We start from the raw sequence: 20,214 nt of genomic DNA, 5'->3' as shown, positions 1-20,214 counted from the left end.
TAAGCAAATCCCTTATAGTATGAATTAATCTGTGGTTTTTTTTGGTGGTTTGTTTGTTGAACCAATAAATACTTCAATAGCCTAAAATGTAAACAGCTGTATTGTTTGCCTGTGGGTTTTTTTGCATGTTTACGCCAAATTTATGAGTTGTAATGTTTTCACAGCCATATAATTTGAAATTAAATAAGGGTTTTGGATAAAAAGTTTTAGTTTTGCGGATCGTTGCTTTTTTTATTAAGTAATGAGAAAAATAACAAACAATATCAAAGACAAAATTGTAATTAAAAAAATGAACAAAAAAATTGATCAACAGGCGGCAGATAATATTAGAGCACTGGCCGTTGCCATGGTAGAAAAGGCAAATTCTGGCCACCCGGGAGGACCAATGGGCGGGGCAGATTTCATGCATATTTTATATTCAGAATTTTTTAATTACGACCCGTCTGATATGGAGTGGCCTTTCAGGGACCGTTTTTTCATGGACGCTGGCCACCTTTCAACCTTAATGTATGCTCAGTACTATTTGTTGGGCAACTATTCAAAAGACGACATCGCCAACTTTAGACAGTGGGGCTCTGTAACACCGGGTCATCCAGAAGTAGATGTTAAAAGGGGCATTGAAAACACTTCTGGGCCACTGGGCCAAGGGCACACTATGGGTGTTGGGGCAGCCATTGCGGCCAAGTTTTTGCAGGCCAGATTTGGCGATTGGATGAACCACAAGATTTACGGATTTATTTCCGATGGAGGTATTCAGGAGGAAATATCTCAGGGGGCAGGAAGGATTGCCGGGCACTTGGGCTTGAGCAATTTTATCATGTTCTTCGATTCTAACGATATCCAATTATCGACTTCAACTGACGAAGTAACCACCGAAGACACCGCTAAAAAATACGAAGCTTGGGGCTGGAAAGTGGTAACCATTGATGGTCACGACCACGATGAAATTAGAAAGGCCTTGACTGATGCCAACAACGAAACTGAAAAACCAACCCTGATTATTGGTAAAACCATAATGGGTAAAGGTTGTGTGACGGCCGACGGAAGCATGTACGAAGGGCATTGCGAATTGCACGGTAAGCCTATTGGCGACACCGGTGCCGATTACGCAAAAACTTTAAAGAACCTTGGTGCCGATATTGATAATCCGTTTGAGATTTTTGATGAGGTAAACGATTTCTATAAAAACTTAATCGAACAAAAAACAAAACAAGCGGCTGAAAAGAAAGCTGAAATCGAGGCTTGGAAAAAAGCCAATACTGAACTAGCCGATAAATTGGATTTCTTCCTTTCTGGACAATTACCAGAATTAGATTTTGCTTCAGTTGAGCACAAAGCAGGTTTGGCTTCTAGAGCAGCATCTTCTAACGTGTTAGCGTATTTGGCTGAAAACGTAGAAAACATGATTGTGTCTTCTGCCGATTTATCTAACTCTGATAAAACCGATGGATTCTTAAATAAAACATCGTCTTTACAGAAAGGTGATTTCTCTGGTTCGTTCTTACAAGCCGGTGTTGCCGAATTAACTATGGCATGTATTGCAAACGGTATTGCATTGCACGGTGGTATTATTCCGGTTGTAGCAACATTCTTTGTGTTTTCAGATTACATGAAGCCTGCCATTCGTTTAAGCGCGATTCAAGAATTGCCAGTTAAATATGTGTGGACGCACGATGCCTTTAGAGTAGGTGAAGATGGGCCAACACACCAGCCTATTGAGCAAGAGGCACAAATTCGTTTGTTGGAAAAACTTCAAAACCACAGCCACAAACAAAGTTTCTTAGCGTTACGTCCTGCAGATTCTGCTGAAACCAGCGTTGCATGGAAAATGGCTATGGAAAATACCGATACACCTTCAGGTTTAATTTTATCGCGTCAAGGTATAAAAGATGTACCTGCTGAAGGTTCTCGTTACGAAGCGGCTTTAGCGGCCGAAAAAGGTGGTTATTTGGTAAAATCTGTTGATAATCCAGATGTGGTGCTTGTAGCCAACGGATCGGAAGTATCAACTTTAGTGGCTGCTGCCGAAATTTTAGAAGCAGACCACAACCTTAAAGTTAGTATTGCTTCGGTGATTTCTGAGGGGTTATTTAAACAACAACCAAAAGATTATCAAAACAGCATCATTCCTAAAGATAAACCATTGTTTGGTTTAACAGCTGGTTTACCTGTAAACTTAGAAGGTTTGGTAGGAGACAATGGGAAAGTGTTCGGATTAGAGCACTTCGGATATTCTGCACCAGCAGGCGTATTGGACGATAAGTTTGGGTTTACGGGAGAAAAAGTGAGCCAAGAGGTATTGGCCTATTTAAAAACACAACAAAACTAAAATATTATGAAATTTTTTATCGACACAGCCAACCTAGACGAGATAGCCGAAGCACAGGCTTTGGGTGTATTGGACGGCGTAACCACCAATCCCTCTTTAATGGCCAAGGAAGGCATTACAGGGGAAGAGAATATATTGAACCACTACAAAAAAATCTGCGAGATTGTTGAGGGCGATGTAAGTGCCGAGGTAATCTCAACCGATTTTGAAGGGATGGTAAAAGAAGGCGAGGCTTTGGCAGCGCTACACCCACAGATTGTGGTAAAATTACCGTTGATTGCCGATGGTATCAAAGCCTGTAAATATTTCTCAGATAAAGGGATTAGAACCAATGTGACTTTAGTGTTTTCAGCAGGACAGGCCTTATTGGCCGCCAAAGCCGGAGCCACTTACGTATCGCCGTTCTTGGGAAGATTGGACGATATTTCAACAGATGGGTTGAACCTTATTGCTGAAATCAGACAGATTTATGATAACTACGGTTTCGAAACGCAAATTTTGGCGGCTTCCATACGTCACACCATGCACGTTATCGACTGTGCAAAAATTGGCAGCGACGTGATGACCGGCCCGTTATCTTCAATCACTGGATTGTTGAAGCACCCATTGACCGATATCGGTTTGGCTAAGTTCTTGGCCGATTACGAAAAGGGAAATAAATAAGCATTATTTTGCTATAAAACTTAACGCCTCTCTATCCGAGAGGCGTTTTTGGTTTTAGGGTTTTAATAAATTACGGTATATTGAGCTCGATAAGAGCAAATAAATGCGATATACATGACGATAAAAGACAAATTGGCCGCCCAGCGCACTTACATTCTTTTAGGGGCATTATTTATAACTTCGTTGGTGGTCTCCAATCTTATTTTTCAAAAATTCTTTTATTGGTATCCTTTTGATGTTGAAATTTTCGGGAGTAAGTTATTCGAAATTTCGGTGGGTGTTTTGCCTTACCCCATCACGTTTTTAATTACCGATTTAATCAGTGAGATTTACGGAAAAAAACGGGCCAACGATGTGGTGGTAACCGGTATTTTTGCCTCTCTGTTTTCGTTGCTTATTATTTATGTGGCCAGTGTGGTTCCCGCCACATCGTGGTCGTACGTTAATGATGGTTTGTTTTCAAAGGTGTTTGGTAATTCGGCCATAGCCGTATTTGCCAGTATGCTTACCTACTTATTTGCCCAGTTTATAGATATTCAGATTTATCATTTTTGGAAACGCCTTACCAAAGGAAAACATTTGTGGCTACGTAATAATTTTTCAACATGGTTTTCGCAGTTTGTCGATACCTTTACCATTGTATTTTTGTTGTGTTCCTTCGGTATTATTGAATGGGAAAATTTTAAAGGTTTGCTGGTAAGTGGCTTTTTGTTTAAAGTGATTGTAGCGGCCTGCGACACCCCGTTATTGTATTTGGGGGTGTACCTCTTTAAAAAGCGATTTAAGCTCAAAATCGGCGAAGAAATCGACCTGCTTTAATGGTATGCATTAATATATTTAGCGGTTAGGTTAAATATTTATTAAACTTTTTATTTACTTCGTCGTAGAATCTATTTACAACGTATATTTCTATAAATATTTCCCCAATGAAAAAAGCTTTAAAAATAATAGGAATCACTTTTTTGATAATAATCACCTTGCTATTGGTGGTGCCTTTTGCCTTCCAAGGGAAAATCAAGGATATGGTAAAGCAATTGGTTAATCAAAACCTAAATGCGCAGGTGGAATTCAGCGATTTGAGTTTAAGCTTTTTGCGTAGTTTTCCACAAGCCCACGTAGGGGTTTCAGATTTAACCATTACTAATTTCGAGCCGTTTAAGAACGAAACATTGGCCACGGCAAAAAATATTGCCTTCACCATGTCGGTTAAGGAACTGTTTAAAAAACCGAGCGATGGCCCCATAGTGGTTAAATCTATTACTATAGACGAAGCGCTTCTTACCTTAAAAACCGACAAATTTGGCAATGTGAATTACGATATCGTTAAAGAAAACGAGAATGCTTCGAATGCGGAAAGTAACAGCAGTTTTGCTTTTGATGTTGAGGATTATGCCATAAACCAAAGTGCTTTTACGTACATTGATGAAGCTTCTAAAATGCAGATTGATGTTACCGAACTGTACCATAGTGGGCACGGTACGTTTTCAGCCGAAACTTCAGAGTTGGATACCAAAAGTGAGGCCCATGTGAGTTTCACTATGGACAGCACTAATTACCTAAACAGTAACCCCGTAAAATTGGATGCTTTAATCGATTTAGATTTAAACAATAGTAAATACACGTTTAAAGAAAATAAAGGCTTTATTAACGATTTGCCGCTGGAATTTCAAGGCTATGTGCAGGTGCTGGAAGACGGACAGAAGATAGACATTACCTTTAAAAACCCTGAATCGGACTTTAAGAATTTCTTGGCCGTTATTCCGAAAACCTATTCCAAAAACATTGAGAATGTGGAGACTACGGGCGATTTTAAAATAGTCGGAGCCATTCAGGGGATGGTAACCGACGAAACCATTCCGAATTTAGATATTACGATTACTTCGAATAAAGCTTCTTTTAAATATCCCGAGTTACCCAAAAAGGTTGAAAATATCGTCATCAATACCAGCATTAAAAACACCACCGGAATTGCCGATGATACTTATGTTGATATTCAAACCTTGAATTTTAAAATTGATAACGACGTTTTTAAATCTTCGGCCACCATAAAAAACCTTACCAAAAATATGTTGGTAAATGCCCAATTGGACGGGGTTATCAATTTGACAAACCTTACTAAAGTATATCCCATTGAATTAGAAAATCAATTGACCGGAATTTTAAGAGGAAAGTTGAATACGTCTTTCGATATGAATGCCATCGAAACCAATGCATACGAGCGCATAAAAAATAACGGTGAAGTGAGCCTTACTGATTTTGTGTTTTCTTCGGAAGACATGGTGCATCCTTTCCATATAAATCAGGCCAATGTAAGCTTCAGCCCCGGTACGGTAACGTTGAGCAATTTTAAGGCCAAAACTGGCGAAAGCGACATTAGTGCCACAGGAAACATTAAAAATCTGTTGGGCTTTCTGTTGAGCGATAACACCTTAAAAGGGAATTTTAATTTAACATCGAACCTTTTTAAAGTGAACGACTTTATGGCCGAAGGCTCCGAAACAACATCAGCTGCCGAGACCACGGGTAATGCGGAACCATTGAAAATCCCTGCCTTTTTAGAGTGTGTAGTCAACGCAAAAGCCAATACCGTGGTTTACGATAATTTGAATTTGAAAAATGTGTCTGGTCAACTTTACATCAAAGACCAACAAGCCACATTAGAAAATTTAACCTCCAATATTTTTAACGGAGCGCTTTCTGTTTCGGGCGATGTGTCAACCAAAGGCGAAACACCCATCTTTAACTTGAATTTAGGGGCCAAATATTTTGATATAGCACAGTCGTTTAAAGATTTAGAGTTGTTACAAAACTTAGCGCCCATAGCTCATTTATTACAAGGTAAACTAAATACCGAACTGAAGCTATCAGGTAACTTAAACAAAGAGCTTTCGCTCGATTTAAGTAGTGTTTCGGGCAATGCTTTGGCCGAGTTGCTTACCACCAAAGTTAATACCGAACAAAGCCAATTATTAAGTAAGTTGGATGGGGCTTTAAATTTTATTGACTTTAGTCAAATTGATTTAAAAGATTTAAAAACCAAATTGTCGTTTGCCAACGGAAAAGTAAGCGTGCAACCTTTCGATTTGAAATATAAAGATATTGGCATTACGGTTTCCGGCTCGCACGGATTCGATAAATCTGTAGATTACAACGCCGTATTCAACGTGCCTGCAAAATATCTGGGCAGTGAGGTGAATAGGCTTGTCGGAAAAATTAATGACGCCGAAGTGAATAATATGAGCATTCCTGTAGCGGCAAATATAACCGGAAGTTTAACCAACCCTACGGTGAAAACCGATTTAACCAGTGGCGTAAAAAACCTTACCCAACAGCTTATAGAAATTGAAAAACAAAAATTGCTCAACCAAGGAAAAGACAAAGTGAAAGATTTAATAGGCGGTGTAATTGGCTCGAACAAAACTAAAACCGACTCTATAAAAGAGGAGCAAAATAATACCGTAAAAGATGTTTTAAAAGGTATAGTAAAGGGTGGTACTTCTGAAACGAAAGACTCCACACAAACCAATTCAACTTCAAAAAATATAAAGGATGCTTTGAGTGGTTTGTTTGGAAATAAAAAAGCGAAGGATACGGTTAAGTAAGCACTTGAGCTTATTTAACCCTTTTTTGCAATTTTGAAGTATCCGTCATTTTATCAATGACAATTTTAGGATTTTCGTAAAGGTAAATGGCGCTGGTTCCGCTGGCTTCAATATTAATGCTGTCCATAACTTCGAGATAGGCATCACTACCAATATTACAAATGATGCTACAGGAATTGATGGTAAAGTTTTTGCCATCAAATTTAGAATAGTTGTCTTGTTCCAACTGAGCGACATTGCACGAACCTTCAATTTCGGCATTGGCCCGTTGGTACAAAGTCCCCGAAAAATTAACCGTATTTACAAGAGCCTCCAGTTTGCTGTTACCACTTAAAAGCATGTTACTGTTTTCGCTGGTTAGGTTCAATTTTAACTTTGCTCGGTCATCAGCTTCAAGGTTAAATTTTTCTGTTTTTATAGTAAGGCCTACTTTAGATGAACCTTTAGCTGTAACATTTGCATCAATTAAATTTAAAGTGGTCAACGATAAAATTTCGGCATCATCCGTGGTTTTAATGTGTTTCAAATAACCGTTGTAAGCCACTTTTATACGTAACGTTTTTTCTCTGAGGCGTGCTTTTTTATTGAATGTCAATACGCTATCAATTACATTAAATTCAATGTGCTGATGTAAATTTTCGTCGGTTTCAATTTCAACCGAAGGTATTTGGTCAAAAATAATCTCCACCTCAAAATCTTCATCCAAATCAATAGTATGAAAAGTGCCGACCTCGGTTTTTGCTATGGTAACATTTTTGTTTCCCTTTATTTTTTCCTGCGCTTCAACAGCGAAAACACTGAAAAAAATGAAGAGACAAAGTAGATTTATTCGCATCGATGTTCGTTTTTTTATTAGACCCACGATATAAAAATAGTCACTTAAAATAAAAAACTCCAAAAACAATGAATGTTATGGAGTTTTTGAGGGTTGGTACAGTTTTTATTTGCGTTTAATATTCCCCGAAGCACTATGGTTTTTATCCACTTTTTCGGGGTTGCCGTAATATTTTATGTCGCCACCACTTGTGGCTTTCGCCGTAAGTTCTTTTGAAGTGTTTACGGTAATATCGGCACCACTGGTAGCTTTTATTTCGCTCGATTCGGCCATTAAATCAGCCGCTTGTATATCGCTACCGCTGGTAGCTTCGGCAACTAGTTTGGTGGTTTTTCCCGATAGGCGCATGTCGCTACCACTGGTCGATTTACAGGTTAAAACGGCGGTTTCCACATCCAAGCTCATGTCGCTTCCGCTGGTCGATTTTAAATTCAACTGCTCCGCGGTAATGGTGTTCGTTGAACTTAGGTCGCTACCACTGGTAGAAATGATTTCCGAAATTTCAGAAAAGCTCACCCGAATGTTCTTTGCTGTTGCTTTACCAATTTGCGATTTGGTGTGGATTTTTAAAACACCATTTTCAACTTCGGTCAAAATGAGTTCCTGAAGATTTTCGTCGGCTTCAACGCTAATGCTTTCGGTATTGCTTTGTGTTAAAATAACGTTGAGTCCTTCAGTAGCTTTAATGGTTGAAAAACCTTCGGTAATAGGTCTGTCGGTGGTAATCACCTGTCCGTTGCCTTTAATGCCCGGGTTAAAGGACATATCGAAATTACATGAAAAAAGCACGAGGCTTAAAATGAATGTGACGATAATTTTGATTAATGTGGTCATAACTGTTCGTTTTTTGATTGATTTTTTTGTTTGATGTTCAAATATCCTTTAAAATAGTTTTGATGAGTAACTTAAATATCTGAGTTGTTATTTTTTGATGATGAATTGTTATTCCGATTCCAGATTAACACCATCCGAATTGATGTTTAACTTCACCTCTTCCGATTCGGCCTTTATGCTATCCTTGTCGATTTTTACATGGGTGTCTTCCGAATTTATTTCAATACCCTCGTCATTAATTTTTACTTTGGGCGTTTTGATGTTGATTTCAATACTTTCATCTGCTTCCTCTGGGCAATCCAAACACTCGCTATCTTCATCGAGAATTTTTACGTAGTGGTTAGTGTGCGCTTTCGATATGATGTTACCATTGTATTTTTTGTAATATAAAAATGATTTGGTGCTGTTGTTGAAGTAAACCACGGTGTTTTCTGGCAAATACAGTATCACGTCAACTTTTTGTTCGCTGTATTTGTTTTTTGGTTCGGTGGTTAAATACGAATCTAAAAGCAGTGTGTTGTTATCCAGTTCAAAATGATAATTTATGTTTTTGGCCCGCTCGATGGCTTTATCGTAATCTCTACCATCAGCACGCTTTTCAATGGCCACTCGGGCCACAGAATCTGTGGTAGATTTAACAATAATATCGATGTTTGAAGAGAATATCACTTTCTCGCCATTTTCATCATAAGCCAATTTAAAATCGCTGTGTCGGTAAAAGTTACGGGCATTGAAATTATCATGGCCAACCATTTTTATGCTTAAAGTATCTGTGGCCGTAATGGGCAATTCTGTTTTTTCAATAAAACGTTCTTCAAAGGCATGTTCACTCGCCTGTTTTATGCCCACAATAATTAAACCGATAATGGATATTAGCCATAGCCCTAGCAAAGTAAACTTGGCAATATTTCCAATGGATTTCAGATTGTTGATTAGAATTTTTAATCCCAAGTAAAACAGGAAAAAGAAAGGAATGCCCACCGTAAAAAAGACCATTAAGGATACCAACCAAATGGGGGTGTTTCCGGCATTAAAAATGTCGAGCATATCCATCCCTGGGATAATATCGGCAGCACCCAGCGAAAAGAGTGCGATAACCAAGGCGATTAAAGCCATGGCACCAACAAAAATTAAAAATACACCCACCAGTTTGGCAAACACTTTTAGAAAAAACATGATTACATCGGCCAAAGTGTCGAAAAACGAACGGCTGGACGACTTTATGGAATTAGCCCCTTTTTTTACATCTACTTTTTTAGCGGCATTGCTAACTGAATCCGATACGTTTTTTGCCACATCGCTCACCGTTTCGGTTACGGAATCAAACCCGTCTTTAATTTTTTTTTCAATGTTACTTATGTTAACCGGCTCGCCGGTCATCATCAGTTTTTCGGCTGTGGTATTCGCTTCGGGGACTAAAATCCAAAGCAAGATGTAAAGCAGTATGCCGGTTCCGGCACCAAAAATAAGCAGTACCCAAGCCAAACGGATCCAAATGGCGTCAATACCAAAATAGTGCGCTAAACCAGACGATACGCCGCCAATATACGAGTTGTCGGTATCACGAAACAGTTTTTTTGAAGGTTGGCTTCGGCGCTTGTATGTGGCCTGGGGTTCGTCTTCGAAAATCTCGTCGTCCACCAAATAGTCTTCCGGTTGCCCCATGATGGAGATCACCTCGTCCACTTCCTTAATGCGAATCACCTGTTTGTCGTTTTGTACACGCTCGTTAAAAAGCTCGGCAATACGGGCTTCTATGTCGGCTATAATTTCAGCACGACCTTGCGAGTCGGTAAATGAACGTTTTATAGCCTCCAGATAGCGCTGTAGTTTTAGGTACGCGTCCTCATCAATATGAAAAAATATACCTGCTAAATTTATGTTGACTGTTTTATTCATTTTTTTGTGTTTTTTTGGCTAGTTACAATGTTTACTGCGTTACGTAATTCGTTCCAAGTGGTATCCAGTTCGTTCAGAAAAAGTTTGCCCGTTTCCGTAAGTCCGTAATATTTTCTTGGTGGGCCAGAGGTGCTCTCTTCCCATCTGTAGTTTAAAAGTCCGGCGTTTTTTAACCGCGTCAGTAACGGGTAAATGGTGCCTTCAACCACCAGCAGCTTGGCGTCTTTAAGCGTATCCAGAATTTCTGCAACATAAGCATCTTCGTCTTTGAGGACCGATAATATGCAGAATTCCAAAACGCCTTTTCGCATTTGTGCTTTTGTGTTTTCTATCTTCATGTTCTAAAGCATTTTAATTTGATGAAACTGTTCATTTTTTGATTGATTATTGATGATTATTTTTGATGAAATTTTTACTCTTTTGGCGTTACCCTACGGGTCGGGCTTTCCGCTATATCTTTTAAAACGTCATTGCGAGGACGAAGGACGAGGCAATATGTAAAATGCAAACTCAAACACAACCTTTTGTAATATTTGTGTTTTAAAAGGATGACGCTTCAATCCCTAACGCAATGCACAACTTTATTCATACTTCTACTTTAAAAATGTTATGGTCAACGGGTATTTAAACACTTCGCCATCGCGGGCTTTCAAACTGGCTTTAACAATAAGTACCAATTCAATTATAAAAGCGATAATGGCTAATGCCCCTAAAAATCCGCCCAAATATAAAAGGGGCGAGGGCTTACCGATACTGATGTGGAAATTGTTAAATCCGTTAAAATCTATAAAATCGAAACCGCTAAATATTTTAAAGAGAAAAAATGGAACGGTAATCGCGCCCAATATTAAGGCATATAATAAAATACTCAACTGAAAATTGATGGCCTGCTTGCCGTTGGCATCGATAAATTCCGATTTATCTTTATTAATTACCCACAGTACGATGGGGCCAACAAAATTTCCAAACGGAATAAAAAACCGGGCAAAAGTCGATAAATGAATAAAAGTGGCGATGTTTTTTTGGTGATTGTCCAACATGATTTTTTTGATTGATGTTAAAACATATAATAGTTTCTTATGCAAATATATGTCTAAAAACAGGTACTTTGTTAGGCATAGTACTTAAAATTAACATAAAATTAACAATTGAAGCTTTAGGATAATTTCATAAATTAGTGAAAATTTAAAACCCAAAATATGCTGCTAACGCCTAGAAAAATAAATACTTTCAATATGTTTAAACTGCCATCGGCCTATTTGTGCGGCATTAGGGCCAAACATATTGATAGCGAAAAATGTGTGGTAACCGTAAAGCATAGGTGGATCAACCAGAATCCATTTAAATCGATGTTTTGGGCGGTGCAAGGCATGGCGGCAGAACTGGCTACAGGTGCTTTGGTATTGGCTAAAATTCAGGAGTCGGGTAAAAAAGTGTCCATGTTGGTTACCTCAAACAAAGCCGTTTTTACCAAAAAGGCCACGGGAAGAATCACTTTTACTTGCAATGACGGGAAACTAATCGATGATGCCTTAAAAAATGCCATTGCAACTAAAGAGGGCCAAACCTTTTGGATGACTTCGGTTGGGGTGAATGAAGATGGTGTTGAGGTGTCAACCTTTAACTTCGAATGGAGTATCAAGGCGAAGTAGTAGGCGGTTTGCAGTTGCAGTGTTCAATAATCTGTTCGTCACCCTGAACTTGTTTCAGGGTTTCAGAGAATGGGGGAACAATTATATGACAATGCAGAAAAAATTCCGACAGCTATCGGAACAGCAAGACGCCAGCTCTAATATTTTTGGAATTTGAAAAGCAATGTAACAAAACCAATAACTATTCAACTAATAAGAAGTTAAACACATAAACATCAATTAAAAATGACAGCACACGAAATAGACTATAGAATTTACGGCGAAGAAATGCAGTACGTAGAAATTGAACTCGACCCGCAAGAAGGTGTAATTGCCGAAGCGGGCAGTTTTATGATGATGGACGACGGTATTAAAATGGAAACCATTTTTGGCGATGGCTCTCAAAAAGACACGGGTTTTTTAGGAAAAATACTAGGTGCCGGAAAACGGATTTTAACAGGCGAAAGCCTATTTATGACGGCCTTTTATAGTACACTGCCCGGAAAACATAAAGTATCGTTTGCATCGCCTTATCCCGGAAAAATTATCCCCATCGATTTAACCCGATTCGGCGGTAAGTTTATCTGCCAAAAAGATGCATTTCTTTGTGCGGCAAAAGGCGTGAGCGTGGGTATAGAGTTTTCAAAACGTCTAGGTCGTGGATTATTTGGTGGCGAGGGCTTTATTATGCAGAAACTGGAAGGCGACGGCATGGCCTTTGTGCACGCCGGCGGTACCATGGCCATGAAAGAACTAAAAGCAGGTGAAACCTTGCGTGTTGATACCGGGTGCATTATTGGTTTCGACCAGTCGGTTGATTATGATATTGAGTTTGTTGGCGGCATAAAAAATACCATTTTCGGCGGCGAAGGACTATTTTTTGCTAAGCTTCGAGGGCCCGGTACGGTTTATATACAATCGCTACCGTTTAGTAGGTTGGCAGGTCGCGTTTTAGCCTCTGCTCCTAGGGGAGGAGGAAAAGATAAAGGCGAGGGCAGTATCTTGGGCGGTCTAGGCGATTTACTGGATGGTGATAATAGATTTTAAACTTTCACATAGAGCTAATATACAAAAAGCCAAAAGTTAGGGGATACCTTTAACTTTTGGCTTTGTTGTTTTAATGCTTAACAAATTTTAAAGATTGTGTAATTTCGTTTTTAGAGATTACTTTAAGGAAATACACACCGTCCTCAAACATGGAAATATCAACGGAATGACTTTCAGGGCTTGAGATATTTAACACTTCCTGCCCTATAGCATTATAAATTTTAAACGCTTCAATAGTGTGAAGTGCTTCAGAAAAATGAAGTTCAAGTGTTTTTGAAGTGGGGTTGTAAACTACAAAGTTATTTGAAGTTTTCATTTCGTTTAAACCGAGTAAATTTTCAGTCTTAAAAACAATGGCAAAGCGCTCTAGCAGGTTACCTTTGTTGAGATCCAGTGACACTTCTCCTTCCCTTAGATTGTAGAAGGTGTTTTCTGCATAATCAACCAAGAGAATAGGCAGGGTTTCTGGAATGTTTTCCATGTTTGAAATTGAAAGTTTGTACGTGCCCGGGGTGGAAACGTTTATGCCTAAAGGCAGGGTGTCGTTAACGTTTAATGCAGGTAAACCTTGAACAGTTAATTTTTCTTTGTCTTCGAGTACCCAAAATATAATGTCTTTAAAATCATCATATAGTTTGGCTTCAAAACCTTGATCGTAGCCGTAAGTGGTTCGTTCATCGTAACCTAATCCAATGGTTTTGATGAGTTGATTAGGGGTTTCGAGAGCAAACCAAATTTTTGGTCTTTGGTCAGACTTTTTTTCTTTGTTGCTTTTCTTGTTTTGTTGCCTGTAAAAAACAGTTTCATTTAACGATTCGCGTTCAAAACTGCGTTGAGCATTGTTGAACTCTAATGTGCCGCCCAAAAAAGTTTTTATAAAGAACCCTTGTGCAGGCGGTATGTATCTGGTTGGTGCTGGTTTGGAGGCAGTGCCATTTCCGCTGGTTAAACCAGATGCGTCTGCAGTTGCAGGTAAAGAGAGCAATAAGGTAAGGGTTGAATAGCCACCTTGGTAATCTTTTAGGTAGTGGCTGTTATTTGTGGTAAACGATTCCCAAAAATGTAACCCGCCATCAAGGACCAAAAGATTGTCTAATATAAATTGATAGGCATCAATGGCAGATGGGTAGGGGTTACCGGTTAAAAATTCGGTGTTTGCACCAATACTGTATGCATAATCTCCGCTATTTGGCATTCCTTTAAATAGGTATTCTTGCGTTGATGTTGCTGCTCCAGACCCTTTCATTGTAAAACCGGTGCCAGGTAGAATATTGGTATTTGTTGATAGTTGGTTCCATTGATAATAATTTCCGGCCGTACCGTTATAGCTATAAAGCCATCGGTTACTAAGTGTAATAGGCGATGTTGAAGGGTTGGCATTTGCCGAGTTGGTGAAATTCACAACGCCACTACCGTCTTCTAAATAACCTATTTGCCAATATCCATTTCTGTTTACTGGAGCACTCCAATAGTTATAATTGTAAAAGTTGGTGGTGCCTTGCTGCCTTTTAACTAAAAAGCCGTCACCCAAGTTAGTGCTTGTTCCAGTGTGGTTTTGTATGAGTTGGGCTTCCCCAATTAAGTCAATAATTCCGTTTGTATTAATCGTTATTGCGTTTTCGGTTTCTAACAGAATACCATCTTCAACAATTAATGAGGCCCCGTTTTCAATTTCAACTTCCCTAACATGGGCGTTATTGATAAGGTAGGCACTCGCTCCGCTTTTTATAGTTAATTTTAAGCATGAATCGGTATCGTTTGGAGCATCCCCTACACCTGATCCATTATTGAAACCAGTGCCATCCCATACAATTTGATCGGTATAACGTAAAGTGAAATAATTGTTATTATTGAAATTAACTCCTGTTGCCGTGGCGGTAAACCCTGAAATATTTAAATCGTAAACCGCGCTGGGTGATGAAAAATCAGCGTTGCTGTCTATTACTAATTGTAAAGGTGAACAGTTGTTATAGCCCGATAGGTCGATGTTGCTAATGTTAAAAGACACGGTAACAGACCCAATGTTGCCCCGTCGGCTAACGCGCCACCTGGAGTTTAACTGCTCAGTGTAATTATTTAAGTTTGTTGAAAAGCTGTAAGTTGGGTTTAAAGTTTCTTCTCCCCAAAATAAATATTCGTCATCGTCCAAGTCAGAAGGGTTGCTCATTCTAACAATACCAGTACCTTGCGAATCGGTATGGTTGCTGCCGTCTGTGGCTTGACCAATACCGGCCACATGGTGGTCAAAATCACCGCTTCCAGAGTTATCTTCATTGTAATAGTCTTCTGAAGTTAATGCTGTGTTATACTTGGCCGATAAGTAATTGTTTATAATGATGCGTTGGGCAGTATTAATTTTCGTTTTAAAAATAACCAGCTCGGTTACATCGCCAGAAAATCCATTTGTTCCAGAGGTGTTACCTCCTAAATTGAAGCGTTGTGAAGCGTGCGAACTATACGTAGAAGTATTACCTATGTTTTGTAGTAAAACTTGGTTACGGTATAGTTGTTTGCCTGTTGTGGGGTGGGCATCATAGGTCCAAATGGAGTAGGAGGTTAAATTACTCAACCCACCAACCTGTATTCTGGCGTCATTACTGCAACAGGTTCCAATATCGTAATAAACCGTTCCGCTCCAAGGGATATGGCAGGAAAACCGTGTGCTTCCAACTAAAGGGTCGGTGGTGTAAACAGATGATTGTTGTGTGGTGTTATCGGCTCTTGTAACAATAAACGACGAGGCTTGGTTGGTAATAAAGTTGGAAGTAGTAAGGGTAAGCCCAGTTCTCAATCGGTTACTGCCATTAAAGCTCACTTCGTCATAGCCGTTTATGGTATTAGTTACCAATGTGGGGCGCTGTGTGCCGGATTCACTAATATCGAAATCTGAAATTCCAGCCGAGTTTGCCCAACTATCTACTAAAGTTCCGGTGGTTGAAATGCCGTTGTCCGGTCTGTACCAGATTATGAGGCCAGAAGACCCATCGTTGTGCCCCACACCTCCCGGACCCAAATAACCCGCAACAGGAGTTATTGCTTGGCATAGGTTTAAGGTTATACTGTTAATGGTGCCACCGTCGCCACTAGCATCGTCAATAACCCTTAAGGTCCAATTGCCATTGGAGTCTTCTCCGTTAAGGGCAGATAAAGCTTCTTCTGGCCTATAAAACCCTGAAAGATCGGAGTTTCCATTTGGTAAGGTGTTAGGCGAATTATCATCAAAGGTAACATTGTTGTAGTCATCTCTGCTACCACCATTGTCTGTTGATAATTCGATATTAGTGCCAGAAGGAGATATTAAGTAAATGTCTAAATCGTCATTCCATGTGTGGGAAATATCAATAGTGACATTAACGTCAGATATAGAAAAAGAGTCCGAGACATTAATTACGGTGTTGTATTGCGCTCCTGAACCAATGCTTGAAATGGTTGTTCCTGGAGTTACAGAATAACTTGAGCAGATGTTTTGGGCAAAAAAAACATTGGGGAAAATTATAAATACGACAAATAATGAAAATAATTTAAAAACATTCATAGTGAGAAAAACAATGAGGGTTGTATTAAAATATTTTTAAAAACAAAAAAAATGTTTAGTGGTATAGACACGCACTTAACAGAATATGTCACATAGGTGTCAAAAAAAGTAATGGGATATCATAATATAATAGCAATTTACAGGTGTTGTTTTGAGAGACTGTAATGTGAAGTAAATGTAAACAATTTTTTTAAAAATAAGCAATAGGTGTATTGTGTTGGTTAGTAATGTCTTATGTTTTTTTGCCTAAAGCAGAAGTTAACCTAAAAGGGCTAAAACGTTAATTTTGCTTTAAATTTAAATTGATTCTCAATAAGTTTATTTTTTTTACTAAATTTAGATGCTTAAAAAAATAAGAGCTTATTTTAAAAATCTACTTAAATACAAACCTTAAACTTAAAACCCTAAAAATATGGCAAGAGCAATGCTTGAGTATACCAAAACCATTCTTAATAAGGTGAGTTTTGATGCAACGTTGTTTTGCAGAGAAGTGCAAAAGGCAGTACAACGATTACTACCTTATGAGATTGAAGAACTAAAAGAGTTTATTCATTCTATAGTGCGGCAAAACCCAGAATTAAACCAATGTTTAATTTACTTGAAAACATAAGATAAAAAAAAGCGGCTTTTTAGCCGCTTTTTTTATTGTAATACTGCCACTTGCTATATATTTGCAAAAAAACATATTCTGAAAAAATATATAGCCATATTATTTATTTTGGTGCTTTCGGCACGACCCATGTACTATTTGGGGCAAATGGGCTATTATGAATTGAATATCGACTATATTATAGAAACGTATTGTGTAAACGTCGATAAACCAGAATTGCAGTGTAACGGAAAGTGTCACCTAGCCAAACAACTACAAATTGATGCGAGCACATCGGGCGAAGACGATGCCAACAGTACAGCCTTGGTTTTGGAATGTTTTTATCCGGTGTTCAATGCGTTACAGGACTATACTTTTATAGCACAGTTTCAGGCGCAGCCCCTTAAAACAAAAATAGATTACTACTCAAACGCTTATGCATTTCTTCATGAAATGTCATTAGAAAAACCACCCAATAGTAAAGTTTAAAATTTAGAGTTTAAGAACTGGCATTACTTGTTTGGTGCTGCTCTTATGTATGTAATGGTGTCGACTAAATGCGCCCAAGGCGGGTTTGGAAGATACTAGGCTATGCTTACTTGCCATAAAAAGTAGTACTATTTTTAAATTTTACAAATAAATGAAACTTAATAAATATGCATGGATAGCCATGCTTGCTCTATCTATTGTATCCTGTTCTTCAAATGACGACGAAGCTATTTCTGGCGAAGGAAACCTAATTGTTGAATTCGATAACGCCTACGCTGGTTCCGATTTACTTTTAAATGCTTCGACTTATAACGCCGTCGATACCGAAAAAATCAAAATTTCAGCAGTAAAATACATTGTTAGCAATATAAAGTTGGAAGATGAGAACGGCCATGTTTATACCGTGCCGAAAAACGAATCGTATTTTATTGTTGACGAATCTTCGGAAAGTTCACAAATGATTGATTTATCTGGTGTTCCTGCTGGAAACTATACCAAGATTACTTATGGTATAGGTGTAGACCAAGAAAAATATTTAGAGGGAGCCGAAGGGCAGGGCGATTTTTTAACCCAAGCGCAAGAGGCCGGAATGATGTGGAGTTGGCAGGCAGGCTATAAGTTTTTGGTTTATGAAGGCGTTTACACTTCTGAAAATACTACCGCCGAAACTGCTTTTGCATTCCATATGGGCTCGCACGGTTCGTCGGTAGATAATTATAAGGAAGTGAGTTTAACTTTTCCAACAATAGCGCGTGTAAGAACCGATTTAAGTCCCATTGTGCATGTGGTGGTTGATCTAGACCATATTCTTAACGGAACAACCCAATTTATGTTGGATGATGCTTCGCAAATTCATGTCGATGCAGTTAAATCGCCGCAAATTGCTACCAATGCCAGTGGCATGTTTACCGTACACCACATACATAATTAATAAAAAATAACCTTAAAGTTTAGTCGGTTTCAGGCTAAACTTTAAGGTTGCATTTAAGGTATGGAAAAGCCATTATTAACTTTGGTGTGTTTGGTGTTGTTGTGGTCGTGTTCATCGGATAACGCAGATGAATATGTTCCTGCTCCAGTAGCGCTTAGCGTGGAACAGCCAGCTAACTTCCCAGAAATAAAATACAATATGGAGGCCAACCCGCCTACCGATGCGGGTTTCGAACTCGGAAAAAAGTTGTTTTACGAAGGTAATTTGTCGTCTAGTGGTGTTATTTCCTGTGGGTTTTGCCACGAACAAGCTTCGGCCTTTACGCACCACGGGCATACCATTAGCCATGGCGAAAACGGTTTGGAAGGGTTTAGAAACACACAACCCATCCAGAATTTGGCGTATTTTAGTGAGTTTACTTGGGACGGTGCCGCTATTCACCTAGACCTGCAGCCCATTATTCCCATTACTGCGGAGGTGGAAATGAACGAAACCATCCCGTCGGTATTAGAAAAACTTCAAAATTTACCTGAATATCCAGACATGTTCAATCGGGCTTTCGGAACACCAGAAATCAATTCCGAGCGCATGCTCAAAGCCTTGTCACAATTTATGGTGATGATGGTGTCCTCAAACTCTAAATACGATAAAGTGGTTCGAGGAGAGGACGGCGTAGAGTTCACCGAATTGGAAGCTGAAGGCCGAGCCATTTTTAACGAAAAATGTGCCTCGTGCCATGCCACCGATTTGTTTTCCGATCAAACTTATAGAAATAACGGCATTCCCTTCAATCCTAAGTTTAAAGATGAGGAACAAGGCAGACAACGCGTTTTTGGCTATGTATCCGATTTTTACAAATTTAGGGTGCCCAGTTTACGAAATATTGAATACTCGTTTCCCTACATGCACGATGGGCGTTTTGGAACTTTGGAAGCCGTACTCGATTTTTACGCTTTCGGCATGGCTGAAAATGGTGGTGAAATCGACCCCATTTTAAGAAAAAAAGATGGCCGTTTGGGCATCGACCTTTCTGAACACGATAAAGAAGCCATTATTGCTTTTTTGAAAACATTGACTGATCACGAATTTTTAAACGATGAACGTTTTGCAGAATTTTAGAATGAAATATTTAGTGCTGGCTTTATTGCTAACTTTTTTATCAATAAAAATCCATGCTTCAAATTGTTGCGACACACATGCGCATTACAGTTTTGAACCCGAATGCGATTTGTGTGGCTGCTCAACCAGTAGCGGCAGTTTTGGTTTTGGCTCATTGAAAAACTCCAATTTTGTGGGCCTGCGCTATATCTATCAAAATTTTAAATCGAAGGACGGGATTTTCAATAACTCGCCATCCAGCGAAGAAAGTTTCAATACTTATCAACTTTGGGCGCGCGTGCCCGTAGCAAAGAATTTTTATTTAAGTAGCATTGTGCCGTATCAAGATTTACACCGAAAATTTGAAGACCGTACCGAGCACATCAATGGTTTGGGTGATATGAATGTGGTGGGCTGGTATCAAATCACTTTTTACAAAAAACAAAAGAAAGACGAAGTAGTATTTTCAACCGAACGTAAACCTTCTGGTCACCGTTTGCAAATAGGCGTGGGCGCCAAGTGGACTTGCAACAAAAAACTGGACAATTAGTTGAATGACTATGCCGCTAGTTCAAGGTTATACATATCTAATTCAAATTCTTTAATTTGGAGTTGCTACCTTTACTCGGACATAAAATTTAAGACCGTTTGTTACAAAACAAATATCTTAGAAACATGAAAAAACGATATTACAGCCCCGAATTAAAGGAACAGGCGGTTCGCTTAAGCTAC

At 39.0% G+C, this 20,214-nt stretch carries 17 protein-coding genes; 11 read left to right on the top strand and 6 right to left on the bottom strand.

Annotation, left to right across the window (positions count from 1 at the left end):
* Positions 1–289: 289 nt before the first annotated feature.
* From HC176_RS14650 to HC176_RS14635, 4 genes are all read left to right on the top strand, one after another.
* Positions 290–2,329: a transketolase family protein gene (locus HC176_RS14650; protein WP_167919577.1), complete on the top strand. Its 2,040-nt coding sequence runs from the start codon at positions 290–292 to the stop codon at positions 2,327–2,329.
* Positions 2,330–2,335: 6 nt separating this feature from the next.
* Positions 2,336–2,992 (top strand): fructose-6-phosphate aldolase, encoded by a 657-nt coding sequence (gene fsa / locus HC176_RS14645; protein WP_167919575.1) that lies wholly within the window; start codon positions 2,336–2,338, stop codon positions 2,990–2,992.
* A 114-nt stretch (positions 2,993–3,106) separates the two neighbouring features.
* Positions 3,107–3,811, top strand: a complete 705-nt coding sequence (locus tag HC176_RS14640) for a queuosine precursor transporter (protein ID WP_167919573.1) — start codon at positions 3,107–3,109, stop codon at positions 3,809–3,811.
* Between the two features lie 107 nt (positions 3,812–3,918).
* A complete protein-coding gene (locus HC176_RS14635; protein WP_167919571.1) occupies positions 3,919–6,594 on the top strand; it encodes an AsmA family protein in 2,676 nt (891 codons plus the stop codon).
* A gap of 10 nt (positions 6,595–6,604) precedes the next feature.
* On the opposite strand, the gene HC176_RS14630 is transcribed toward HC176_RS14635, so the two are convergent.
* From HC176_RS14630 to HC176_RS14610, 5 genes are all read right to left on the bottom strand, one after another.
* Positions 6,605–7,429 carry a GIN domain-containing protein gene (locus tag HC176_RS14630; protein WP_167919569.1) on the bottom strand — a complete coding sequence of 275 codons (825 nt, stop codon included), beginning with the start codon at positions 7,427–7,429 and terminating at the stop codon, positions 6,605–6,607.
* 105 nt (positions 7,430–7,534) lie between these two features.
* Entirely contained in the window at positions 7,535–8,263 is a 729-nt protein-coding gene (locus HC176_RS14625; protein ID WP_167919567.1) for a head GIN domain-containing protein, read from the bottom strand.
* 108 nt (positions 8,264–8,371) lie between these two features.
* Positions 8,372–10,162 (bottom strand): PspC domain-containing protein, encoded by a 1,791-nt coding sequence (locus HC176_RS14620; RefSeq protein ID WP_167919565.1) that lies wholly within the window; start codon positions 10,160–10,162, stop codon positions 8,372–8,374.
* Entirely contained in the window at positions 10,159–10,500 is a 342-nt protein-coding gene (locus HC176_RS14615; RefSeq protein WP_167919563.1) for a PadR family transcriptional regulator, read from the bottom strand. Before HC176_RS14615 ends, HC176_RS14620 begins: the two co-directional genes overlap by 4 nt.
* Positions 10,501–10,755: 255 nt before the next feature.
* Positions 10,756–11,202 carry a DUF4870 domain-containing protein gene (locus HC176_RS14610; RefSeq protein WP_167919561.1) on the bottom strand — a complete coding sequence of 149 codons (447 nt, stop codon included), beginning with the start codon at positions 11,200–11,202 and terminating at the stop codon, positions 10,756–10,758.
* 159 nt (positions 11,203–11,361) lie between these two features.
* Here HC176_RS14610 and HC176_RS14605 point away from each other — a divergent pair, with 159 nt between their 5' ends.
* Positions 11,362–11,814 (top strand): DUF4442 domain-containing protein, encoded by a 453-nt coding sequence (locus HC176_RS14605; RefSeq protein WP_167919559.1) that lies wholly within the window; start codon positions 11,362–11,364, stop codon positions 11,812–11,814.
* 225 nt (positions 11,815–12,039) lie between these two features.
* Positions 12,040–12,840, top strand: coding sequence for a TIGR00266 family protein (locus tag HC176_RS14600; RefSeq protein WP_167919557.1), 801 nt, complete (start codon positions 12,040–12,042; stop codon positions 12,838–12,840).
* A gap of 70 nt (positions 12,841–12,910) precedes the next feature.
* Here HC176_RS14600 and HC176_RS14595 read toward each other — a convergent pair whose 3' ends face one another.
* Positions 12,911–16,375, bottom strand: a complete 3,465-nt coding sequence (locus HC176_RS14595) for a proprotein convertase P-domain-containing protein (RefSeq protein WP_167919555.1) — start codon at positions 16,373–16,375, stop codon at positions 12,911–12,913.
* 412 nt (positions 16,376–16,787) lie between these two features.
* On the opposite strand from HC176_RS14595, the gene HC176_RS14590 reads away from it, so the two are divergent.
* The 5 genes from HC176_RS14590 (at position 16,788) to HC176_RS14570 (ending at position 20,032) form a co-directional block, all read left to right on the top strand.
* Complete coding sequence (locus HC176_RS14590) at positions 16,788–16,985, top strand: hypothetical protein (protein ID WP_167919553.1); 198 nt, start codon at positions 16,788–16,790, stop codon at positions 16,983–16,985.
* 108 nt (positions 16,986–17,093) lie between these two features.
* The gene (locus tag HC176_RS14585) at positions 17,094–17,453 is read left to right on the top strand and encodes a hypothetical protein (protein WP_209309726.1); all 360 of its coding nucleotides are present in this window, start codon (positions 17,094–17,096) and stop codon (positions 17,451–17,453) included.
* Between the two features lie 151 nt (positions 17,454–17,604).
* Positions 17,605–18,384 carry an MbnP family protein gene (locus HC176_RS14580; protein WP_167919549.1) on the top strand — a complete coding sequence of 260 codons (780 nt, stop codon included), beginning with the start codon at positions 17,605–17,607 and terminating at the stop codon, positions 18,382–18,384.
* 60 nt (positions 18,385–18,444) lie between these two features.
* On the top strand, positions 18,445–19,503 hold the full coding sequence (locus HC176_RS14575; RefSeq protein WP_167919547.1) for a cytochrome-c peroxidase: 1,059 nt from the start codon (positions 18,445–18,447) through the stop codon (positions 19,501–19,503).
* Entirely contained in the window at positions 19,490–20,032 is a 543-nt protein-coding gene (locus tag HC176_RS14570) for a hypothetical protein (protein ID WP_167919545.1), read from the top strand. Before HC176_RS14575 ends, HC176_RS14570 begins: the two co-directional genes overlap by 14 nt.
* Positions 20,033–20,214: the final 182 nt, after the last annotated feature.

It is taken from the genome of Tamlana crocina (assembly GCF_012037625.1).
This window is presented reverse-complemented; position numbering and strand designations above follow the sequence as displayed.

Bases quoted from the DNA above. Each gene is read 5' to 3' on its own strand.
- HC176_RS14650 (WP_167919577.1), top strand. From the start codon at position 290: ATGAACAAAAAAATTGATCAACAGGCGGCAGATAATATTAGAGCACTG.
- fsa (WP_167919575.1), top strand. From the start codon at position 2,336: ATGAAATTTTTTATCGACACAGCCAACCTAGACGAGATAGCCGAAGCA.
- HC176_RS14640 (WP_167919573.1), top strand. From the start codon at position 3,107: ATGACGATAAAAGACAAATTGGCCGCCCAGCGCACTTACATTCTTTTA.
- HC176_RS14635 (WP_167919571.1), top strand. From the start codon at position 3,919: ATGAAAAAAGCTTTAAAAATAATAGGAATCACTTTTTTGATAATAATC.
- HC176_RS14630 (WP_167919569.1), bottom strand. From the start codon at position 7,429: ATGCGAATAAATCTACTTTGTCTCTTCATTTTTTTCAGTGTTTTCGCT.
- HC176_RS14625 (WP_167919567.1), bottom strand. From the start codon at position 8,263: ATGACCACATTAATCAAAATTATCGTCACATTCATTTTAAGCCTCGTG.
- HC176_RS14620 (WP_167919565.1), bottom strand. From the start codon at position 10,162: ATGAATAAAACAGTCAACATAAATTTAGCAGGTATATTTTTTCATATT.
- HC176_RS14615 (WP_167919563.1), bottom strand. From the start codon at position 10,500: ATGAAGATAGAAAACACAAAAGCACAAATGCGAAAAGGCGTTTTGGAA.
- HC176_RS14610 (WP_167919561.1), bottom strand. From the start codon at position 11,202: ATGTTGGACAATCACCAAAAAAACATCGCCACTTTTATTCATTTATCG.
- HC176_RS14605 (WP_167919559.1), top strand. From the start codon at position 11,362: ATGCTGCTAACGCCTAGAAAAATAAATACTTTCAATATGTTTAAACTG.
- HC176_RS14600 (WP_167919557.1), top strand. From the start codon at position 12,040: ATGACAGCACACGAAATAGACTATAGAATTTACGGCGAAGAAATGCAG.
- HC176_RS14595 (WP_167919555.1), bottom strand. From the start codon at position 16,375: ATGAATGTTTTTAAATTATTTTCATTATTTGTCGTATTTATAATTTTC.
- HC176_RS14590 (WP_167919553.1), top strand. From the start codon at position 16,788: ATGGCAAGAGCAATGCTTGAGTATACCAAAACCATTCTTAATAAGGTG.
- HC176_RS14580 (WP_167919549.1), top strand. From the start codon at position 17,605: ATGAAACTTAATAAATATGCATGGATAGCCATGCTTGCTCTATCTATT.
- HC176_RS14575 (WP_167919547.1), top strand. From the start codon at position 18,445: ATGGAAAAGCCATTATTAACTTTGGTGTGTTTGGTGTTGTTGTGGTCG.